The sequence below is a fragment of the Vibrio sp. 10N.286.51.C3 genome, assembly GCF_003050065.1.
Lineage (GTDB): Bacteria > Pseudomonadota > Gammaproteobacteria > Enterobacterales > Vibrionaceae > Vibrio > Vibrio crassostreae.
This window is the reverse complement of the sequence record NZ_PIGC01000024.1, coordinates 36,554-53,636: the sequence shown is the minus strand read 5'-3', so window position 1 is coordinate 53,636 and position 17,083 is coordinate 36,554. Positions and strand designations below refer to the sequence as shown.

Here is a 17,083-nt window from a genome sequence, read left to right as displayed (position 1 = left end):
TCAAACGACTTCAGGAAACTGAACAATGTTGCTATTTGCATTTGCTATCGAGTCTAATTCATTGGACCAACGTTGGAGCCAATCCCTACATTCCACTTCATATCGGTGTAGATTATAGGTCCCCTCGATACCCTTAACACTGTGGCCCAAGACAGCCTCAGCGACCTCTGTAGGGCATCCCATACGAGCTAACTCAGTGCGCACTGTGCGTCTTAAATCATGAGGGGTCCATAAAGGCATATCAATCATTAAACCATCTCTACGCATTCGCCATGTGTACTGTGTGAGCTGCTTTTGAATTACGTGGCTACTCCCTCTTTGAGATGAGAAAACATAGGCAGAATTCGGGTGCAATTTAGTCTCTTGCCATTTACGCAACCATCGAATAGCTTGAGAAGGAAGTTGGACATAGCGAGAGTTACCATTTTTTGTTTCCGCTAAATAAATGGTCTTTCTATCAAAATCAATCTGTGTCCATTCTAAGTTACATATCTCTCCAGTCCGACATCCAGTCCATAGAGTCATCCTTAAAATACCTTTAATATTTTTGGAGAAGCTCGAATTTGGCAACCATTCCATAAAGCGATACAACTCCGAATGGTCCAATACCCTTTTACCTTTACCATTGGTAAGCTTAACTTTACTTTTCTTAAACATATTGATGGCTAGCAGGGCGGGGTTTACAAAATTTTCAGGAAGGTAATCCATGCCAATAGCATAATCATAAGCGCTGGAAAGCTCACGTAAAACCGAACCCGCCTGCACTGACGAGCCCCTATCAATAATGCCTTGGATTAAGTTAGTTATGTCACTTTTATAAACCGTCATGATTGAACGGTCTCCAATAACATTGACTACGTCAACATACAGGGTACGTCTAACTTCTTTCTGCCCTTTGGGTTTCCTAGCACCTGCAATGATGCTTCCTGAAGCTGTAACCCTATCTTGTATATACTTTTCTAAATAGTGGTCTACAACGTTCTTAACGGTAATTTGATTTACACTATCCGCTTGTACCAACTTGAGCCTATCCGCTTCTTTCCTCTCCAAATCAGCCTTAGGGCACACCCCACCATCTCTCATAGCCTTCATTTCTCGAAGCTTGATGCGAGCTTGCTCTAAAGACATGTCAGGAAACGTCCCTAGTTTAATCTGAACGAGTTTTCCATCAGACTCAGGGCTCCTATAACGGTAGGTAAAGGTTTTCCTCCCTGTCTTACCACAAGCGATTCTCAGACCACGATTTTCACCAGTGTCAGACAAAACACCTTTCTTAGCAGTTAACGCCTCAAGTGTCTTATTCGTTATAGATTTGATACTCTTCTTCTCAGCCATTTATTGGGGTCCCTTATCGCAGTATGGTGCGGCAATTTCATTATCTAGTGTAGGAAATAAAAAAACTACACTTTTACCTACACTAATGACCGCGCTGTAGTGAAATCCTTTGATACTTAGTGGGACTTGTAGAGATTCCTGAAATCTCGTAACTAATTGATTTGAAATAATTAAATGACAAAAAACACCACTAAAAACAAAGAGTTAAAAACGTCTCATACTCCTATGATGCAGCAGTACCTAAAACTGAAAGCAGAAAACCCAGAAATTCTGCTGTTCTACCGCATGGGCGATTTCTACGAGCTTTTCTACGATGATGCTAAAAAAGCTTCTCAACTCCTCGATATTTCACTGACTAAACGCGGTTCATCAAATGGTGAACCGATTCCGATGGCGGGTGTTCCATACCATGCCGTTGAAGGATACCTTGCAAAGTTAGTGCAACTTGGTGAATCCGTAGCAATTTGTGAACAGATTGGTAATCCAGCAACTTCAAAAGGCCCTGTTGAACGTGCTGTTGTACGTATCGTCACACCCGGCACCGTGACCGATGAGGCATTGCTTTCTGAGCGTATTGATAACCTGATTGCAGCCATCTACCATCACAACGGTAAGTTTGGTTACGCGACACTGGATATTACCTCCGGTCGATTCCAACTTTGCGAGCCAGAAACCGAAGAAGCAATGGCCGCAGAACTGCAGAGAACCTCACCACGTGAGCTACTGTTCCCTGAAGATTTCGAACCTGTAAATCTAATGGCGAGCCGTAATGGCAACCGCCGCCGCCCTGTATGGGAATTTGAATTAGATACCGCTAAGCAGCAATTAAATAAACAATTTGGTACTCGCGATCTGGTTGGCTTTGGCGTAGAAAGCGCAAAACTGGGTCTATGTGCGGCTGGTTGTTTGATCCAATACGTGAAAGATACCCAACGTACAGCCCTTCCTCATATCCGTTCACTGACGATGGATAAGCAAGATCACTCAGTGATCCTCGATGCTGCGACTCGCCGCAATCTAGAGATCACGCAAAACCTTGGCGGTGGCACAGATAACACTCTTGCTGAAGTGCTTGATCACACCGCAACTGCGATGGGCAGTCGTATGCTCAAGCGCTGGTTACATCAACCAATGCGCAATATCTCTGCACTCGATCAGCGCTTAGATGCGATTGGTGAGATGAAAGATTTGGCTCTATTCACAGAGCTACAGCCAACCTTAAAGCAGATTGGTGATATCGAGCGTATTCTTGCTCGTCTTGCTCTTCGTTCTGCTCGTCCACGTGATATGGCACGACTTCGCCAAGCGATGGAATATTTACCAGAGCTAGCTGAAACACTGACGCAGCTGAAACACCCATACCTGACTCAACTTGCTCAGTATGCCTCTCCTGTGGATGAGGTTTCTGAGCTACTTGAGCGTGCAATCAAAGAGAACCCACCCGTGGTTATCCGCGATGGCGGTGTGATTGCTGAAGGCTACAACGCCGAGCTAGATGAATGGCGTGACCTTGCTGCGGGCGCAACCGAGTTTCTGGATAAGCTTGAGCAAGAAGAGCGTGAACGCCATGGCATCGACACGCTAAAAGTTGGCTACAACAACGTACACGGTTTCTTCATCCAAGTGAGCCGTGGGCAAAGCCACCTTGTGCCACCACATTATGTTCGTCGCCAAACGCTGAAGAACGCTGAGCGCTATATCATTCCTGAGCTGAAAGAACACGAAGACAAAGTGCTTAACTCTAAGTCGAAGGCACTCGCTATCGAGAAACAGCTTTGGGAAGAGTTGTTTGATTTGCTACTGCCATATCTAGAGCGCCTACAAAACATCGCTTCTTCAGTATCTCAACTTGATGTACTACAGAACTTAGCTGAGCGCGCAGATACTCTTGATTACTGTCGTCCAACCATGACAGAAGCCGCGGGTGTACAGATCCAAGCAGGTCGTCACCCAGTAGTAGAACAAGTGATGGACGAACCTTTCATTGCTAACCCTATCGACCTGAATGATCAACGTAAGATGCTGATCATCACAGGTCCAAATATGGGTGGTAAATCGACCTACATGCGCCAAACGGCACTCATCGCATTGATGGCTCATATCGGTTGTTATGTACCTGCAGAAAGCGCAACCATCGGCTCTATCGACCGTATCTTTACGCGTATTGGCGCATCCGATGATTTGGCTTCTGGTCGTTCAACTTTCATGGTTGAGATGACAGAGACCGCCAATATTCTGCACAACGCGACACCAAATAGCCTTGTGCTAATGGATGAAATCGGTCGTGGTACCAGTACTTACGATGGTCTGTCTCTGGCTTGGGCAAGTGCAGAGTGGCTAGCCAATCAAATCAATGCGATGACACTGTTTGCAACGCACTACTTTGAGCTAACTGAACTGCCTAACCAACTTCCAACTTTAGCAAACGTACACTTAGATGCGGTTGAGCATGGTGACAGCATTGCCTTTATGCACGCGGTTCAAGAAGGTGCAGCAAGTAAATCTTACGGTCTAGCGGTTGCAGGTTTAGCTGGCGTACCGAAAGCCGTGATCAAGAATGCTCGTGCGAAGCTGACTCAGTTAGAAGCGTTAAGTATGGAGTCGCCAACATCGAAGCCAAGTGGTGTTGATATCGCGAACCAACTTAGCCTGATCCCTGAACCGAGTGAGGTGGAGCAAGCACTAGCGAATGTTGATCCTGATGATCTAACCCCTCGCCAAGCATTAGAAGAGCTCTACCGCTTGAAGAAGCTACTCTAACTTAAGAAGCACTCTATTTTAAATAGCCAAGCGCTGTGGTTTCTAGCTGAAGTCAAAATTAAACCAGAAGCTAAAACTAAAAAACGCTGACATTAGGTCAGCGTTTTTTTATTTCGATATCGTGGAATATCGTTTAGTCGTTTTCAACGTTGAACAGGTTTTCCATGTTCAGACCTTGCTTGATCAAAATCTCACGTAGACGACGAAGACCTTCAACTTGGATTTGACGAACTCGCTCACGAGTCAGGCTGATTTCACGACCAACTTCTTCTAGCGTTGACGGTTCATAACCCAGTAGTCCAAATCGACGTGCAAGTACCTCTTTCTGCTTAGGATTCAGTTCATCAAGCCAGAAGATCAGTGAGTTCTTGATATCGCTATCTTGAGTTGAAACCTCAGGATCTGAATTGTTGATGTCTGGAATAATATCCAACAGTGCTTTCTCACCGTCACCACCAATTGGCGTATCTACAGAACTCACTCTTTCGTTTAGACGAAGCATCTTGCTCACATCACCAACCGGCTTATCTAGCTTAGAAGCGATCTCTTCAGCTGTTGGTTCGTGGTCAAGCTTTTGTGATAGTTCTCTTGCAGTACGTAGGTAGATGTTCAGCTCTTTCACAACATGGATTGGCAAACGGATAGTGCGAGTCTGATTCATCAACGCACGTTCAATGGTTTGACGAATCCACCATGTTGCGTAAGTTGAAAAGCGGAAGCCTCGCTCTGGGTCAAATTTCTCTACGGCGCGAATCAAGCCTAGGTTGCCTTCTTCGATTAGATCGAGAAGTGCCAAACCACGGTTGCTATAACGACGAGAGATTTTTACCACCAAACGCAGGTTACTTTCGATCATGCGTTTACGTGCTGCTTCATCACCGCGTAGAGCTCGACGTGCGTAAAGCACTTCTTCTTCTGCGGTTAGTAGTGGTGAGAAACCGATTTCGCCTAGATACAGTTGAGTGGCATCTAAGCTTTTAGACGTAACTTCAACTTCTTCTTTCGCTTCGGTTTTCTTAGTGACTGTTCGTTTTGCTTTTCCAAGAGCTTCCGGTTCCGTGGTTGCTTGGTCAAGATCGAACTCTTCTTTGGTTACTGCATTGCTTATACTCATAACGCCTCCCCCTGGCGAAATTAGCATGACATTACAACTTCATATGTCGCTAAATGACTATGTCACTCAATACAATACGTTAATCGTTCATATTGTATTTAAGGCAAATATCGTTTTGGATTAACGGATTTACCTTGGTAACGAATCTCAAAGTGCAGCCTAACACTGCTGGCTCCAGAGCTTCCCATTGTTGCAATCTTCTGCCCTGGTTTCACACTTTGCCCTTCAGATACTAATAGTCGGTCGTTATGCGCGTATGCACTTAAGTAATTATCATTGTGCTTCACAATCACTAGATTGCCGTAGCCTCGTAGTGCATTACCCGAATAAACAACCGTTCCCCCTGCAGTAGATACTATTGGCTGACCTCGCTGTCCTACTATGTCTATGCCTTTATTTCCTTGTTCGCCTACAGAGAAATTCTTGATTACTCTCCCTTTAGTTGGCCATAACCATTTGGATACTTTATCACTTGTTGGTTTGGTGGACGGTGTAACATTCTGTTTACCTTTAGAACCAACATACTCCTTTGATTTGGATTGTTCAACCTTCTTTGGTGGATCTTTTTTCGCCACTTTGGTGGTAGTTTGAGTTGGAGCAGGTTTAGAGTTTTTACTCTTTTGCGGCGTTATTTTCGGTTTACTTGCCACAGATGACGTTGTCGATGCCGCGACAGGCGCAGCAACAGCTGCTACCGCTACCGTTGACTTACCATACGCTGGCGCGTTGTAACTAGGACGCCATAACTTAAGCTTCTGCCCTGGGTGGATAGTGTAAGGCGCAGACAACTTGTTATAACCAATGAGGTCTTTAACGTCTTTATTAGTCACATAAGCGATAAAATAAAGCGTATCGCCTTTTTTCACTTCATAGTAACTACCGCGATAACTACCACGATCAATCGATGAATAATTCTTGTTAAGGCTTGAAACCGGCGCAGGCGAATTCGCTGCACACCCAACAAGGGCACAGCTAAGCAGTAAAGTACTTCCTTTAAACAACTTCGAACGCATCGACTCTCTATCCACCTACACCATTAGTCTTGTTATTAAGCTAGTTCACCAGGAACAAGAGGTACAAATCTCACCATTTCGATAACACTCGACAAAAATTCATCGCCATGACGAACTATCTTCAACAGTTGTTGTTCATCATCCCCAACAGGAATCAGTAAACGACCGCCATCTTTCAGCTGTTGCAGAAGCGCTTGAGGAATCGACTCTGCAGCAGCGGTAACAATAATCGCATCAAAAGGCGCCTTTGAAGACCACCCTTGCCAACCATCACCGTGCTTAGTTGAAATATTGTAGAAATCGAGTTGCTTCAACCTGCGTTTAGCATCCCATTGTAGCGACTTTATTCTTTCAACCGAATAGACATGATCAACAAGCTGAGCCAATACCGCGGTTTGGTAGCCAGAACCCGTTCCGATCTCCAAAACGCGGCTATCTTGTTGTAACTCAAGCAGCTCTGTCATTTTGGCAACAATGTATGGTTGGGAGATTGTCTGACCCTGTCCGATCGGCAGCGCATTATTGTCATAAGCTTGATGGTACATCGCCTGTGATAAAAAGCTCTCTCTCGGCAGTTGGTAAATAGCATCAAGAACCTTTTGATCTCGGATGCCATTTTCAATCAGAAAAGTAATTAAGCGCTCGGCTTGTGGATTGCTCACTTACTTCTCCCCTAACCATGTTGTCATCGCACCTAACGACTCGTGTGCCGTTAGATCAACTTGTAACGGTGTTACCGATACAAAGCCATGCTCGATTGCGTAAAAATCGGTACCTTCGCCGGCATCTTGCTCTTTGCCCGGAGGGCCGAGCCAATAGATATCGTGACCACGAGGGTCTTTTTGCTTAATCATATCTTCAGAGTGATGACGAGCACCTAAGCGTGTCACCTGAGTACCAGACAGTTGTTCTAAGGCTAAATCAGGAACGTTCACGTTCAATAAGCGATTGGTCGGGATTGGGTTTGCTAAATGTTGTTCGACAATACGACGAGCAATCGCTGCCGCTGTCTTAAAATGTTTTTTACCCACCAACGAAAACGCCACCGATTGAACGCCTAGAAAGTGCCCTTCCATTGCTGCTGCTACCGTACCTGAATAAAGCACGTCATCACCAAGGTTAGCACCGTGATTAATGCCCGTTAATACCAGATTAGGCATGTCATTCTTTAGCAGTTCGTTTAACGCAAAATGCACACAGTCGGTCGGTGTTCCTTGTACCGAATAGGTATTTTCAGCAATCTCTTGAACGCGTAAAGGCTGTTCTAAAGTTAATGAATTTGAAGCGCCTGAACGATTACGGTCAGGTGCCACAATGATAACTTCAGCAAGATCACGTAGTTCATCTGCTAGCTCATGAATACCTTGAGCATGCACACCATCATCGTTGCTGAGTAAAATCTTCATTCTGTATCCTTTCTTCATATTCCAGTGCTAAGTGACTTAAATTCCAATATTAAGTCACTTAGTGCCAAGCAGAATCATTACTGCTCGTAGCTTCTTTCTACGTGTACTTCTTCAACCAATTCACGAACGATAGCCGTCGCAAAGCAGCCTGCATCAAGAGAGAACTTCAGAGTGACATTATCTTCACTCACTTCCCACGTTAGATCAGTAGGTTTCAGTGACGCTTCACGGCGGTCATGACGCATGCGATTACCACGAATTAGAGCCATCAAATCCGGTTCAGCATCAAGGTGTTTCTGCTCTAAAGCTTGAGACTCATCTGTTGTTGGCAAAGCGTTATCTCCGGCCAAAGCCACAGTCACCAATGCAGTACCATTCGCGATATCTTGCTTTACAGCTTCAAGGTTTTCAGCCGTTACCGTTAGTTGAGCACCGTCTTTCACCACGATATCGCCAACCAATGCCGATGCAAACACATCTTGCTCAATACGGTCTGAAAGGATCAAGTTGTAAATCCACGAGCGAGCCGCAGAAAGATACAAGCTGCGTTTATTCTGGTTACGAGTACGAACATTATCGCGGCCCCAACGACGAGCTTCAGATAGGTTGTTACCTTCATTACCAAAACGCTGAGCACCAAAGTAGTTTGGCACGCCCACTTGAGCGACTTTTTCCAAACGCTTTACCACATCTTCACAATCCGTTACTTCAGACAAGGTCAACTCAAATTGGTTGCCAACTAAATCGCCCGGACGTAACTTTTTGTTATGACGTGCTGTCGCTAGGATTTCAATACTTGGGTATTGTGCTAAGAACGCTGAAAAGTCAGGCTCACCTTTCGGTAGGTGGACGCTCAACCACTGCTCTGTCACAGCGTGACGGTCTTTCAAACCCGCCCAGCTCACGTCTTTCGACTTAACACCGCAAGCTTTAGCCAGCTCGTTTGCTACGAAACTCGTGTTTTCACCAGTTTTACGAATACGAACCATTAGGTGCTCGCCTTCACCAGTAAACTCAAAACCCAAGTCTTCATTAACGACAAAGTGTTCGGCTTTTGCTTTTAGTTTTGCTTTCGCAGTTGGTTTACCGTTTAGATAAGCCAATGAAGATAAAATATCTGACATGCTGTTCTTTTCGTGTTGGTGCTTACGCACTTTTAGTTATTAGGACCACCGCTTCACATGCGATGCCCTCTTTGCGACCAGTAAAACCTAAACGCTCAGTAGTCGTCGCTTTTACATTCACATTGCTAATGCTGGTTTCTAGGTCTTGAGCAATAGCTTGGCACATAGAGTCTATATGAGGGGCCATCTTTGGAGCTTGCGCCATGATAGTAATATCGGCATTACCAATCACGTAACCTTGTTCTTTTACTCGACGGTAAACATCTTTCAGTAGTTCACGGCTATCCGCGCCTTTCCATTCGTCATCAGTATCAGGGAAATGACGACCAATATCGCCCGCTGCGATCGCACCTAACAGAGCGTCACACAAAGCATGAAGGGCAACGTCACCATCTGAATGTGCGATAAGACCTTGTTCGTAAGGGATGCTCACACCACCAATAATTACCGGACCTTCACCACCAAACTTATGTACATCAAAGCCATGGCCAATACGAATCATCATTATTCCTTATTCTGACTTAAATAGAACTCAGCAAGCGCTAAATCTTCAGGCTGAGTAATCTTAAAATTATCTGAGCGCCCAGCCACTAAAGCCGGCGATAAACCTTTCCATTCAAAGGCTGAAGCTTCATCAGTAATTGAAGCGCCATGTTGCAACGCCTCACTTAATGCCTTCCACAGAGGCTTTGCTCTGAACATTTGCGGCGTAAGTGCATGCCATAAATCCGCTCGCTCAACGGTATGCTCGATCTGCCCTTGAGCACCTCGCTTCATCGTGTCACGAACTGGAGCCGCTAAAATAGCCCCGACATCATGGCTCATCGCGCCGGAAATTAGCTTGTCGATATCACTTAGCTGAACACACGGCCTTGCCGCATCGTGAACCATTACCCAATCACTAAGCTGCTGCTCAGCGATATAGTTTAGCGCAGAGAGTACAGAGTCTGCTCTCTCGCTTCCGCCTGACACTCTGATCACTTGTGGATTCTGGTTGAGTGCTAGCTCAGGGTAGTATGGGTCATCATCACTGATCGCAACGACAATTTGAGCGACTTGAGGGTGAGACAGTAATTTCTCAACGGTGTGCTCTAAAATTGTTTTGCCGTGAATCTCGAGGTATTGCTTAGGGCGGTCTGCCTTCATTCGGCTACCGACGCCCGCTGCAGGTACAACAGCAATCACGCTTTGAAGTTGAGTCGACATTAATGGGATTCCTCACCAATGATGCGATAAAACGTTTCGCCTTCTTTGACCATTCCAAGCTCATGACGTGCGCGTTCTTCTATCGCGTCTAAGCCTTGGCGTAGATCGTCAATTTCAGCAAACATTTCTGCATTTCGAATATGCAGCTTTTCATTCACTTGCTGTTGAACTTGGATTTCGTTGTTCACACCGTAGTAATCAGAAATACCATTTTTACCGAGCCACAGTGTGTGTTGTAGCCAGCCAAACACTATGAGCAGTACTAAAGCAAAAATTCGCATAACACCTTTCGCCGGTTGAAAAAGAAGGAACTAGAATAAGGCACATATATACCATAATGAGCTTATTGGTGCGAGATATGTGGTGTCAGGGAATCAATAAGTCGGGGAATTATTGTCGGGATAGGTAAGGACAACAATGAGATTCCCTACTCCTTCCTTCGTCAGTCTAGGGAATGACGAACTTTCGGTATCAAAAAGAAAGCTATATAACCTAGAGCTTCTTTTCTTCACCTTTTTGCAGACAAAAAAATGCCCCGCATAAGCGAGGCATTTAAAAGCATTAGTGCATAATTCTAACTAGTTGGTGCTGTAGCAAGGCAACAAAGAAGATTCAGCTATGGAGCATAGTTTCCTATGTGACTTAGTGAATCTTCTGCAGTTAACGCAGCTACAGTGCCAAATAGGACGAATTATTGACCTTTAACTTCTTTAAGACCGTTGTAAGGAGCTTTAGAACCTAGAGCTTCTTCGATACGGATAAGTTGGTTGTACTTAGCAACGCGGTCAGAACGGCTCATAGAACCAGTTTTGATTTGACCTGCAGCTGTACCTACCGCTAGATCAGCGATAGTTGCATCTTCAGTTTCGCCAGAACGGTGAGAGATTACTGCAGTGTAGCCAGCGTCTTTAGCCATCTTGATAGCAGCTAGAGTCTCTGTTAGAGAACCGATTTGGTTGAACTTGATAAGGATAGAGTTAGCTACGCCTTTCTCGATACCTTCAGCAAGAATCTTAGTGTTTGTAACGAACAGATCGTCACCAACGATTTGAAGCTTGTCGCCTAGAAGTTCAGTTTGGTGCTTGAAGCCATCCCAATCTGACTCGTCAAGACCGTCTTCGATAGAAACGATTGGGAAGTTGTTCGCTAGCTCAGCTAGGTAGTGGTTGAACTCTTCAGAAGTGAAAGTTTTACCTTCGCCCTTCATGTTGTAGATGCCAGCTTCTTTGTCGAAGAACTCAGATGCTGCACAGTCCATAGCAAGAGTAACGTCTTTACCTAGTTCGTAACCAGCAGCTGCAACAGCTTCTGCGATAACTTCTAGAGCTTCAGCGTTAGACTTAAGGTTAGGAGCGAAACCACCTTCATCACCAACTGCAGTGCTGTAGCCTTTAGACTTAAGAACTTTAGCTAGGTTGTGGAATACTTCAGCGCCGATACGTAGACCTTCTTTAAGAGTTTTAGCGCCAACTGGTTGGATCATGAACTCTTGGATGTCAACGTTGTTATCTGCGTGCTCACCACCGTTGATGATGTTCATCATTGGTAGAGGCATAGAGAACTGACCAGCAGTACCGTTTAGCTCAGCGATGTGCTCGTATAGAGGCATGCCTTTCGCAGCAGCAGCAGCTTTTGCGTTAGCTAGAGATACAGCTAGGATAGCGTTCGCGCCGAACTTAGACTTGTTATCAGTACCGTCTAGGTCAAGCATGATTTGGTCAACGTCAGCTTGTGCTTTAGCGTCAGTACCAACTAGAGCTTCAGCGATTGGGCCGTTTACAGCTTCAATAGCTTTAAGAACACCTTTACCTAGGAAACGTGATTTGTCGCCGTCACGTAGCTCAAGAGCTTCGCGAGAACCAGTAGATGCGCCAGATGGAGCAGCAGCCATACCTACGAAACCGCCTTCTAGGTGTACTTCAGCTTCTACAGTTGGGTTACCACGTGAATCGATGATTTCACGACCTAGAACTTTAACGATCTTAGACATTGAATGTTTCCTTCTCGTTGAATATATAAATGTCAAATTTAAAGGTAGCAGCACAACTTACGCAGCTACCTGTATTCCTTTTTACTTTTCTAACTCGCCGCGCTGGAACTCACCAGCCGCTTTAACGAAACCTGCAAACAATGGGTGACCATCGCGAGGTGTTGAAGTGAACTCTGGGTGGAATTGAGCAGCAACAAACCATGGGTGGTTCGGGTTCTCAATAACTTCAACCAGTTTCTTGTCCGCAGATAGACCCGATACTTTTAGGCCCGCTTTTTCGATTTGTGGACGAAGATTGTTGTTCACTTCGTAACGGTGACGGTGACGTTCATGGATCGTCGCGCTACCGTATAATTCGTAAGCTTTAGTCCCTTTCGCTAGGTGACAAAGCTGTGAACCAAGACGCATTGTGCCGCCTAGGTCAGATGATTCTGTACGCTCTTCAACTTTACCTTCGCCATCAGTCCACTCAGTGATAAGACCAACTACTGGGTACTTAGTTTCAGTACAGAATTCAGAAGAGTGTGCCCCTTCCATTTTCGCAACGTTACGAGCGTACTCGATAAGCGCTACTTGCATACCTAGACAGATACCTAAGTACGGTACTTTGTTTTCACGAGCGTATTGAGCAGCAAGAATCTTACCTTCAACACCACGGTCACCAAAGCCACCAGGAACTAGGATTGCATCTAGGCCTTCTAAAACTTCTACGCCACGAGACTCAACGTCTTGTGAATCTACGTATTTAATATTAACGCTTAGGCGGTTTTTCAAGCCTGCGTGTTTTAGCGCTTCATTTACTGATTTATATGCATCTGGTAGTTCAATGTACTTACCAACCATACCAATCGTCACTTCACCCGTTGGGTTAGCTTCTTCGTAAATTACTTGTTCCCATTCAGACAGATCTGCTTCTGGAGCTGTGATGCCGAAACGCTTACATACAAGTTCATCAGTGCCTTGAGCTTTAATAAGCTGAGGGATCTTGTAGATAGAGTCAACATCGCGCATAGAAATAACTGCATTTTCTTGCACATTACAGAACAGAGCAATTTTCTTACGCTCGTTCGAAGGAATGTTGCGGTCTGAACGACAAACTAGGATGTCTGGCTGAATACCAATAGACAGCAACTCTTTTACAGAGTGTTGCGTCGGCTTAGTTTTCACTTCGCCCGCAGCTGCTAGGTATGGCACTAGAGTAAGGTGCATGAACATTGCGCGTTCACGGCCTAGTTCGACTGCTAGCTGACGAATCGCTTCCATGAATGGTAGAGATTCGATATCACCAACCGTACCACCAACTTCAACGATCGCGATATCGTGGCCAGCTGCGCCAGAAATTACACGCTCTTTGATAGAGTTAGTGATGTGTGGGATAACCTGAATAGTTGCACCTAGGTAATCACCGCGACGCTCTTTAGCGAGTACGTCTGAGTAAACACGACCTGCAGTGAAGTTGTTACGCTTAGTCATCTTGGTGCGAATGAATCGCTCATAGTGACCAAGGTCAAGGTCAGTTTCAGCGCCATCTTCCGTAACGAACACTTCACCGTGCTGAGTCGGGCTCATAGTGCCTGGATCAACGTTGATGTAAGGGTCAAGCTTCATCATAGTCACTTTAAGACCACGAGCTTCTAAAATAGCCGCAAGAGATGCTGCAGCAATACCTTTACCTAGAGAGGATACAACCCCGCCAGTAACAAAAATGTAATTTGTCGTCATGTTTAACCTGAAATTGGTTGAATGAGGGAAATGGACTACTTCTGGACGGGATGAAAATATACCAGAAGCCCCTTATCGCCACAACGTGAAATCTATCACACTGCTATTTTTTATTTTTTGCTTCAAATCAATTCATGATAAAAGCTTTGGTTATCTTTTCTCCGCCACTTTGACTTCATCCCACATGGAATCAAGCTGTTGTAGTGAAAAATCGGTCAAAATTTTATCTTGCTGACGAACTTTTTGTTCCACCCCTTTAAAGCGACGTGAGAACTTCAGATTGGCTTTATTTAAAGCCGACTCTGGATTTTTACCCAAATGTCGCACCAAATTGACCGTCGCAAACAGCAAATCACCCAACTCTTCTTCAACCAAATCTTCATTTGGCGTGACTTGAAGCGCTTCTTCTAGCACCTCATCGACTTCCTCTAAAACCTTATTAGCCACTGGGCCAATAGAGTCCCAATCGAAGCCATATTTCGCTACCTGTTTTTGAATCTTTGTAGCACGAGAAAGTGCGGGTAGAGAGTTTGGTATTGAGTCTAGAATACTTTCTTGAGTTTTGCCTGCCTGTGCTTTTTCTTTGGCTTTTTCAGCTTCCCAGTTGGCATTAATTTCTTCATCATTGGCAAACTCGGTATTAGAAAATACATGAGGATGACGGCGCGTTAGCTTCTCATTGATGCCATCAACCACATCAGAAAACTCAAACAGCCCCTGCTCTTTCGCGAGCTGACTGTAGAAAATCACCTGAAACAGCAGGTCACCTAGCTCTTCTTGTAGGTTCGGCCAATCTTTGTTGTGAATCGCGTCCACCACCTCATAAGTTTCTTCGATAGTATGCGGCACAATTGTTTCAAAATTTTGTTTCAAATCCCAAGGACAACCACCTTCAGGATCGCGCAGCTTAGCCATAATCTGTTCAAGTTGTTCAATCGGGTGGTTCATCGTTTTCTTCCTATTCACTGTCTTTGATTTTTAAATTTAATACTTCTGTTAAAACTAAAAAAGGCGAGCAGCTAAAACCACTCACCTTTCTTGATACTGTCTAATTCTCTAAATAATTGAAACTGTGGCTAGGCGACAAGCAAGCGAGACTCCTGAGCATAGCTTGCCTATGTGATTGAGCGAGTGCGCGCAATCAACAACGCCATCAGCTTCAAGTATGACGAGAATTTTAGCCCAAGCGTTTGACGCTCATTACATCTTTGATTTGCTCGACTCGGCTGGTCACGCGACTCAAGATTTCAATATTGGTCACTTCCAAATCGAAATCCATTACCGATAGCTGACGTTTATAGTCGATGCGGCTCTTCATTGTCGTCACGCTGATCTTCTCGTTCGAGAACAGTGAGGTGATGTCTTTCAGCAAGCCATTACGCTCCAGTGCTTCAACACGCAGCGTTAGGATGTAAGAACCGACGAAGCCATTGCCCCAGACTGTATCAATAATACGCTCTGGTGCGTGCAGGCTTAGCTCACTCAACTGTTCACAGTCAGCACGGTGAACTGAGATACCACGACCTTGAGTGATGTAACCTTTAATCACATCACCAGGGATTGGCTGACAGCAACGAGCTAGGTGCGTCATTAAGTTATCAACGCCCTCAACCACTACCGCGTCTTTCTTTGGACGACTCTGTTGTGCTGGTTTGTTTTCCGACTCAAGCAGTTTCTCTAGCGCTTTCTTGTCTTCTTCTTCCGCCGTAGGCTTGTTGACCAACGCATTGATGTGATTAACCACTTGGTTAATGCGCAAGTCGCCACTGCCGATACCAGCATAAAGCTCATCTGGCGTGTTGACGTTAAAGCGTCTTAGCGCGTATTGGTCGGCATCTTTTAGAGTTGCACCAACCTTCGCTAATTCAACCTCAAGAATGTCACGACCCGCTTCTAGGTTCTTCTCACGACTTTGCGCGCGGAACCAAGCGTTGATTTTCGCACGAGCACGTCCAGAGTGAACGAAGCCTGTGGTTGGGTTCAGCCAATCACGAGATGGGTTCGGCTCTTTCTGAGTGATAATTTCAACCTGATCACCCATCGATAATTTATGAGTGAATGGGACGATACGGCCTGCTACTTTGGCACCGATACAGCGGTGTCCAACCATCGAGTGGATGTGGTAAGCGAAATCCAACGGGGTTGCCCCCATAGGTAAATCGACCACATCACCACGCGGTGTAAAGGCATATACGCGATCATCGAATACTTGGCTACGAACTTCATCCAGCATCTCGCCAGAATCCGACATCTCTTCTTGCCAATCGATAAGTTTACGCAACCAAGTGATTTTCTCGTCGTAACCACTGCGTCCACTCGAAGCGCCTTCTTTGTACTTCCAATGCGCAGCCACACCCAACTCAGAGTCTTCGTGCATTTGCTTGGTACGGATCTGAATCTCAATGGTCTTGCCTTCTGGGCCCAGAACCACCGTGTGAATCGATTGGTAACCATTTGGCTTAGGGTTCGCCACATAGTCATCAAATTCACTTGGTAGATGTTTGTATTTGGTATGAACCACACCTAGACCGGCATAACAGTCTTGAAGCTGATCTGCGATGATACGTACCGCTCGCACGTCAAAAAGCTCATCGAAGTCCAAGCCTTTCTTCTGCATCTTACGCCAGATACTGTAGATGTGTTTTGGTCTACCGCTCACTTCCGCATTGATGCTTGAACGATTCATTTCAGCCGTTAAGTCGTCAACGAAATCGGTGATGTATTGTTCACGTACGATACGACGCTCAGACAGCTGTTTAGCTATCTGCTTGTAGGTGTCTGGCTGCTGGTAGCGGAATGCGTAATCTTCGATTTCCCACTTAAGCTGACCAATACCTAAACGGTTAGCGAGCGGAGCGTAGATGTTAGAACACTCTTTTGCTGCCGCGCGACGTACAGCATCAGGCGCTTTTTTTACTTCAATAAGGTTACAGATTCGCTCAGCGAGTTTGATAACTACGCAGCGGAAATCATCCACCATCGCCAGTAGCATGCGGCGAACATTATCAACTTGTCCCGAGGCAGCACTGCCTTCAAGAGTCACGTTTAACTGGCCTAAAGCCGCCATTTCTTCAACGCCATCAATCAACTTTACGGTTTCTTTACCGTAGCTTTCTTCAAACGCTTCGCGCTCAAAAACGCCGCTTGAGACGACGGGGAAAAGTTGCGCGGCAATTAAAGTGGCACGGTCCATGGACAGCGTAACCAAGATTTCGATCATCTCGCGGCCACGCCAAAGCAAGAGCGATGCTTGCTCGTGATCTTTTAATAGCTCTTCACAGTGACGATAAACCTTGATCAGTTTATTCGAGGTTTTTGCGTCTTGATTCAGTGACGCAATCCAACTTTCTAGCTCAAACTGTTCGCTTGGGTTTAAATGTGCGCTTCGTACCGCAACCATCATGCCTTCCTAG

14 protein-coding genes are annotated in these 17,083 nt (G+C 45.4%); 1 reads left to right on the top strand and 13 read right to left on the bottom strand.

All coding sequences use genetic code 11. The annotated features are described in order from the left end of the window. Window positions 1–1,335, bottom strand: coding sequence for a tyrosine-type recombinase/integrase (locus CWO27_RS20940; protein ID WP_107899453.1), 1,335 nt, complete (start codon window positions 1,333–1,335; stop codon window positions 1–3). 174 nt (window positions 1,336–1,509) lie between these two features. On the opposite strand from CWO27_RS20940, the gene mutS reads away from it, so the two are divergent. Next, entirely contained in the window at window positions 1,510–4,095 is a 2,586-nt protein-coding gene (gene mutS, locus CWO27_RS20935; RefSeq protein WP_107899452.1) for a DNA mismatch repair protein MutS, read from the top strand. Between the two features lie 133 nt (window positions 4,096–4,228). On the opposite strand, the gene rpoS is transcribed toward mutS, so the two are convergent. From rpoS to relA, 12 genes are all read right to left on the bottom strand, one after another. Then, window positions 4,229–5,209 (bottom strand): RNA polymerase sigma factor RpoS, encoded by a 981-nt coding sequence (gene rpoS / locus CWO27_RS20930; protein WP_017059027.1) that lies wholly within the window; start codon window positions 5,207–5,209, stop codon window positions 4,229–4,231. A gap of 98 nt (window positions 5,210–5,307) precedes the next feature. Further along, window positions 5,308–6,222, bottom strand: coding sequence for a murein hydrolase activator NlpD (gene nlpD, locus CWO27_RS20925; protein WP_107899451.1), 915 nt, complete (start codon window positions 6,220–6,222; stop codon window positions 5,308–5,310). Between the two features lie 35 nt (window positions 6,223–6,257). Next, window positions 6,258–6,884, bottom strand: coding sequence for a protein-L-isoaspartate(D-aspartate) O-methyltransferase (locus tag CWO27_RS20920; RefSeq protein WP_019826319.1), 627 nt, complete (start codon window positions 6,882–6,884; stop codon window positions 6,258–6,260). Continuing rightward, complete coding sequence (gene surE / locus CWO27_RS20915) at window positions 6,885–7,628, bottom strand: 5'/3'-nucleotidase SurE (protein ID WP_102478263.1); 744 nt, start codon at window positions 7,626–7,628, stop codon at window positions 6,885–6,887. Between the two features lie 77 nt (window positions 7,629–7,705). Next, on the bottom strand, window positions 7,706–8,752 hold the full coding sequence (truD, locus tag CWO27_RS20910; RefSeq protein WP_048659390.1) for a tRNA pseudouridine(13) synthase TruD: 1,047 nt from the start codon (window positions 8,750–8,752) through the stop codon (window positions 7,706–7,708). Window positions 8,753–8,774: 22 nt separating this feature from the next. Then, window positions 8,775–9,254, bottom strand: a complete 480-nt coding sequence (ispF, locus tag CWO27_RS20905; protein ID WP_004739053.1) for a 2-C-methyl-D-erythritol 2,4-cyclodiphosphate synthase — start codon at window positions 9,252–9,254, stop codon at window positions 8,775–8,777. 2 nt (window positions 9,255–9,256) lie between these two features. Continuing rightward, entirely contained in the window at window positions 9,257–9,958 is a 702-nt protein-coding gene (ispD, locus tag CWO27_RS20900; protein ID WP_107899450.1) for a 2-C-methyl-D-erythritol 4-phosphate cytidylyltransferase, read from the bottom strand. Continuing rightward, the gene (ftsB, locus tag CWO27_RS20895; RefSeq protein ID WP_010435786.1) at window positions 9,958–10,239 is read right to left on the bottom strand and encodes a cell division protein FtsB; all 282 of its coding nucleotides are present in this window, start codon (window positions 10,237–10,239) and stop codon (window positions 9,958–9,960) included. The genes ispD and ftsB overlap by 1 nt, the downstream gene beginning before the upstream one ends. Window positions 10,240–10,649: 410 nt before the next feature. Then, window positions 10,650–11,948: a phosphopyruvate hydratase gene (eno, locus tag CWO27_RS20890; RefSeq protein ID WP_017059033.1), complete on the bottom strand. Its 1,299-nt coding sequence runs from the start codon at window positions 11,946–11,948 to the stop codon at window positions 10,650–10,652. Between the two features lie 81 nt (window positions 11,949–12,029). Beyond that, complete coding sequence (locus tag CWO27_RS20885) at window positions 12,030–13,670, bottom strand: CTP synthase (RefSeq protein WP_017629586.1); 1,641 nt, start codon at window positions 13,668–13,670, stop codon at window positions 12,030–12,032. Between the two features lie 150 nt (window positions 13,671–13,820). Further along, window positions 13,821–14,618 (bottom strand): nucleoside triphosphate pyrophosphohydrolase, encoded by a 798-nt coding sequence (gene mazG / locus CWO27_RS20880; protein WP_107899449.1) that lies wholly within the window; start codon window positions 14,616–14,618, stop codon window positions 13,821–13,823. Between the two features lie 229 nt (window positions 14,619–14,847). Next, complete coding sequence (relA, locus tag CWO27_RS20875) at window positions 14,848–17,070, bottom strand: GTP diphosphokinase (protein ID WP_055319624.1); 2,223 nt, start codon at window positions 17,068–17,070, stop codon at window positions 14,848–14,850. Between the last annotated feature and the right edge of the window lie 13 nt (window positions 17,071–17,083).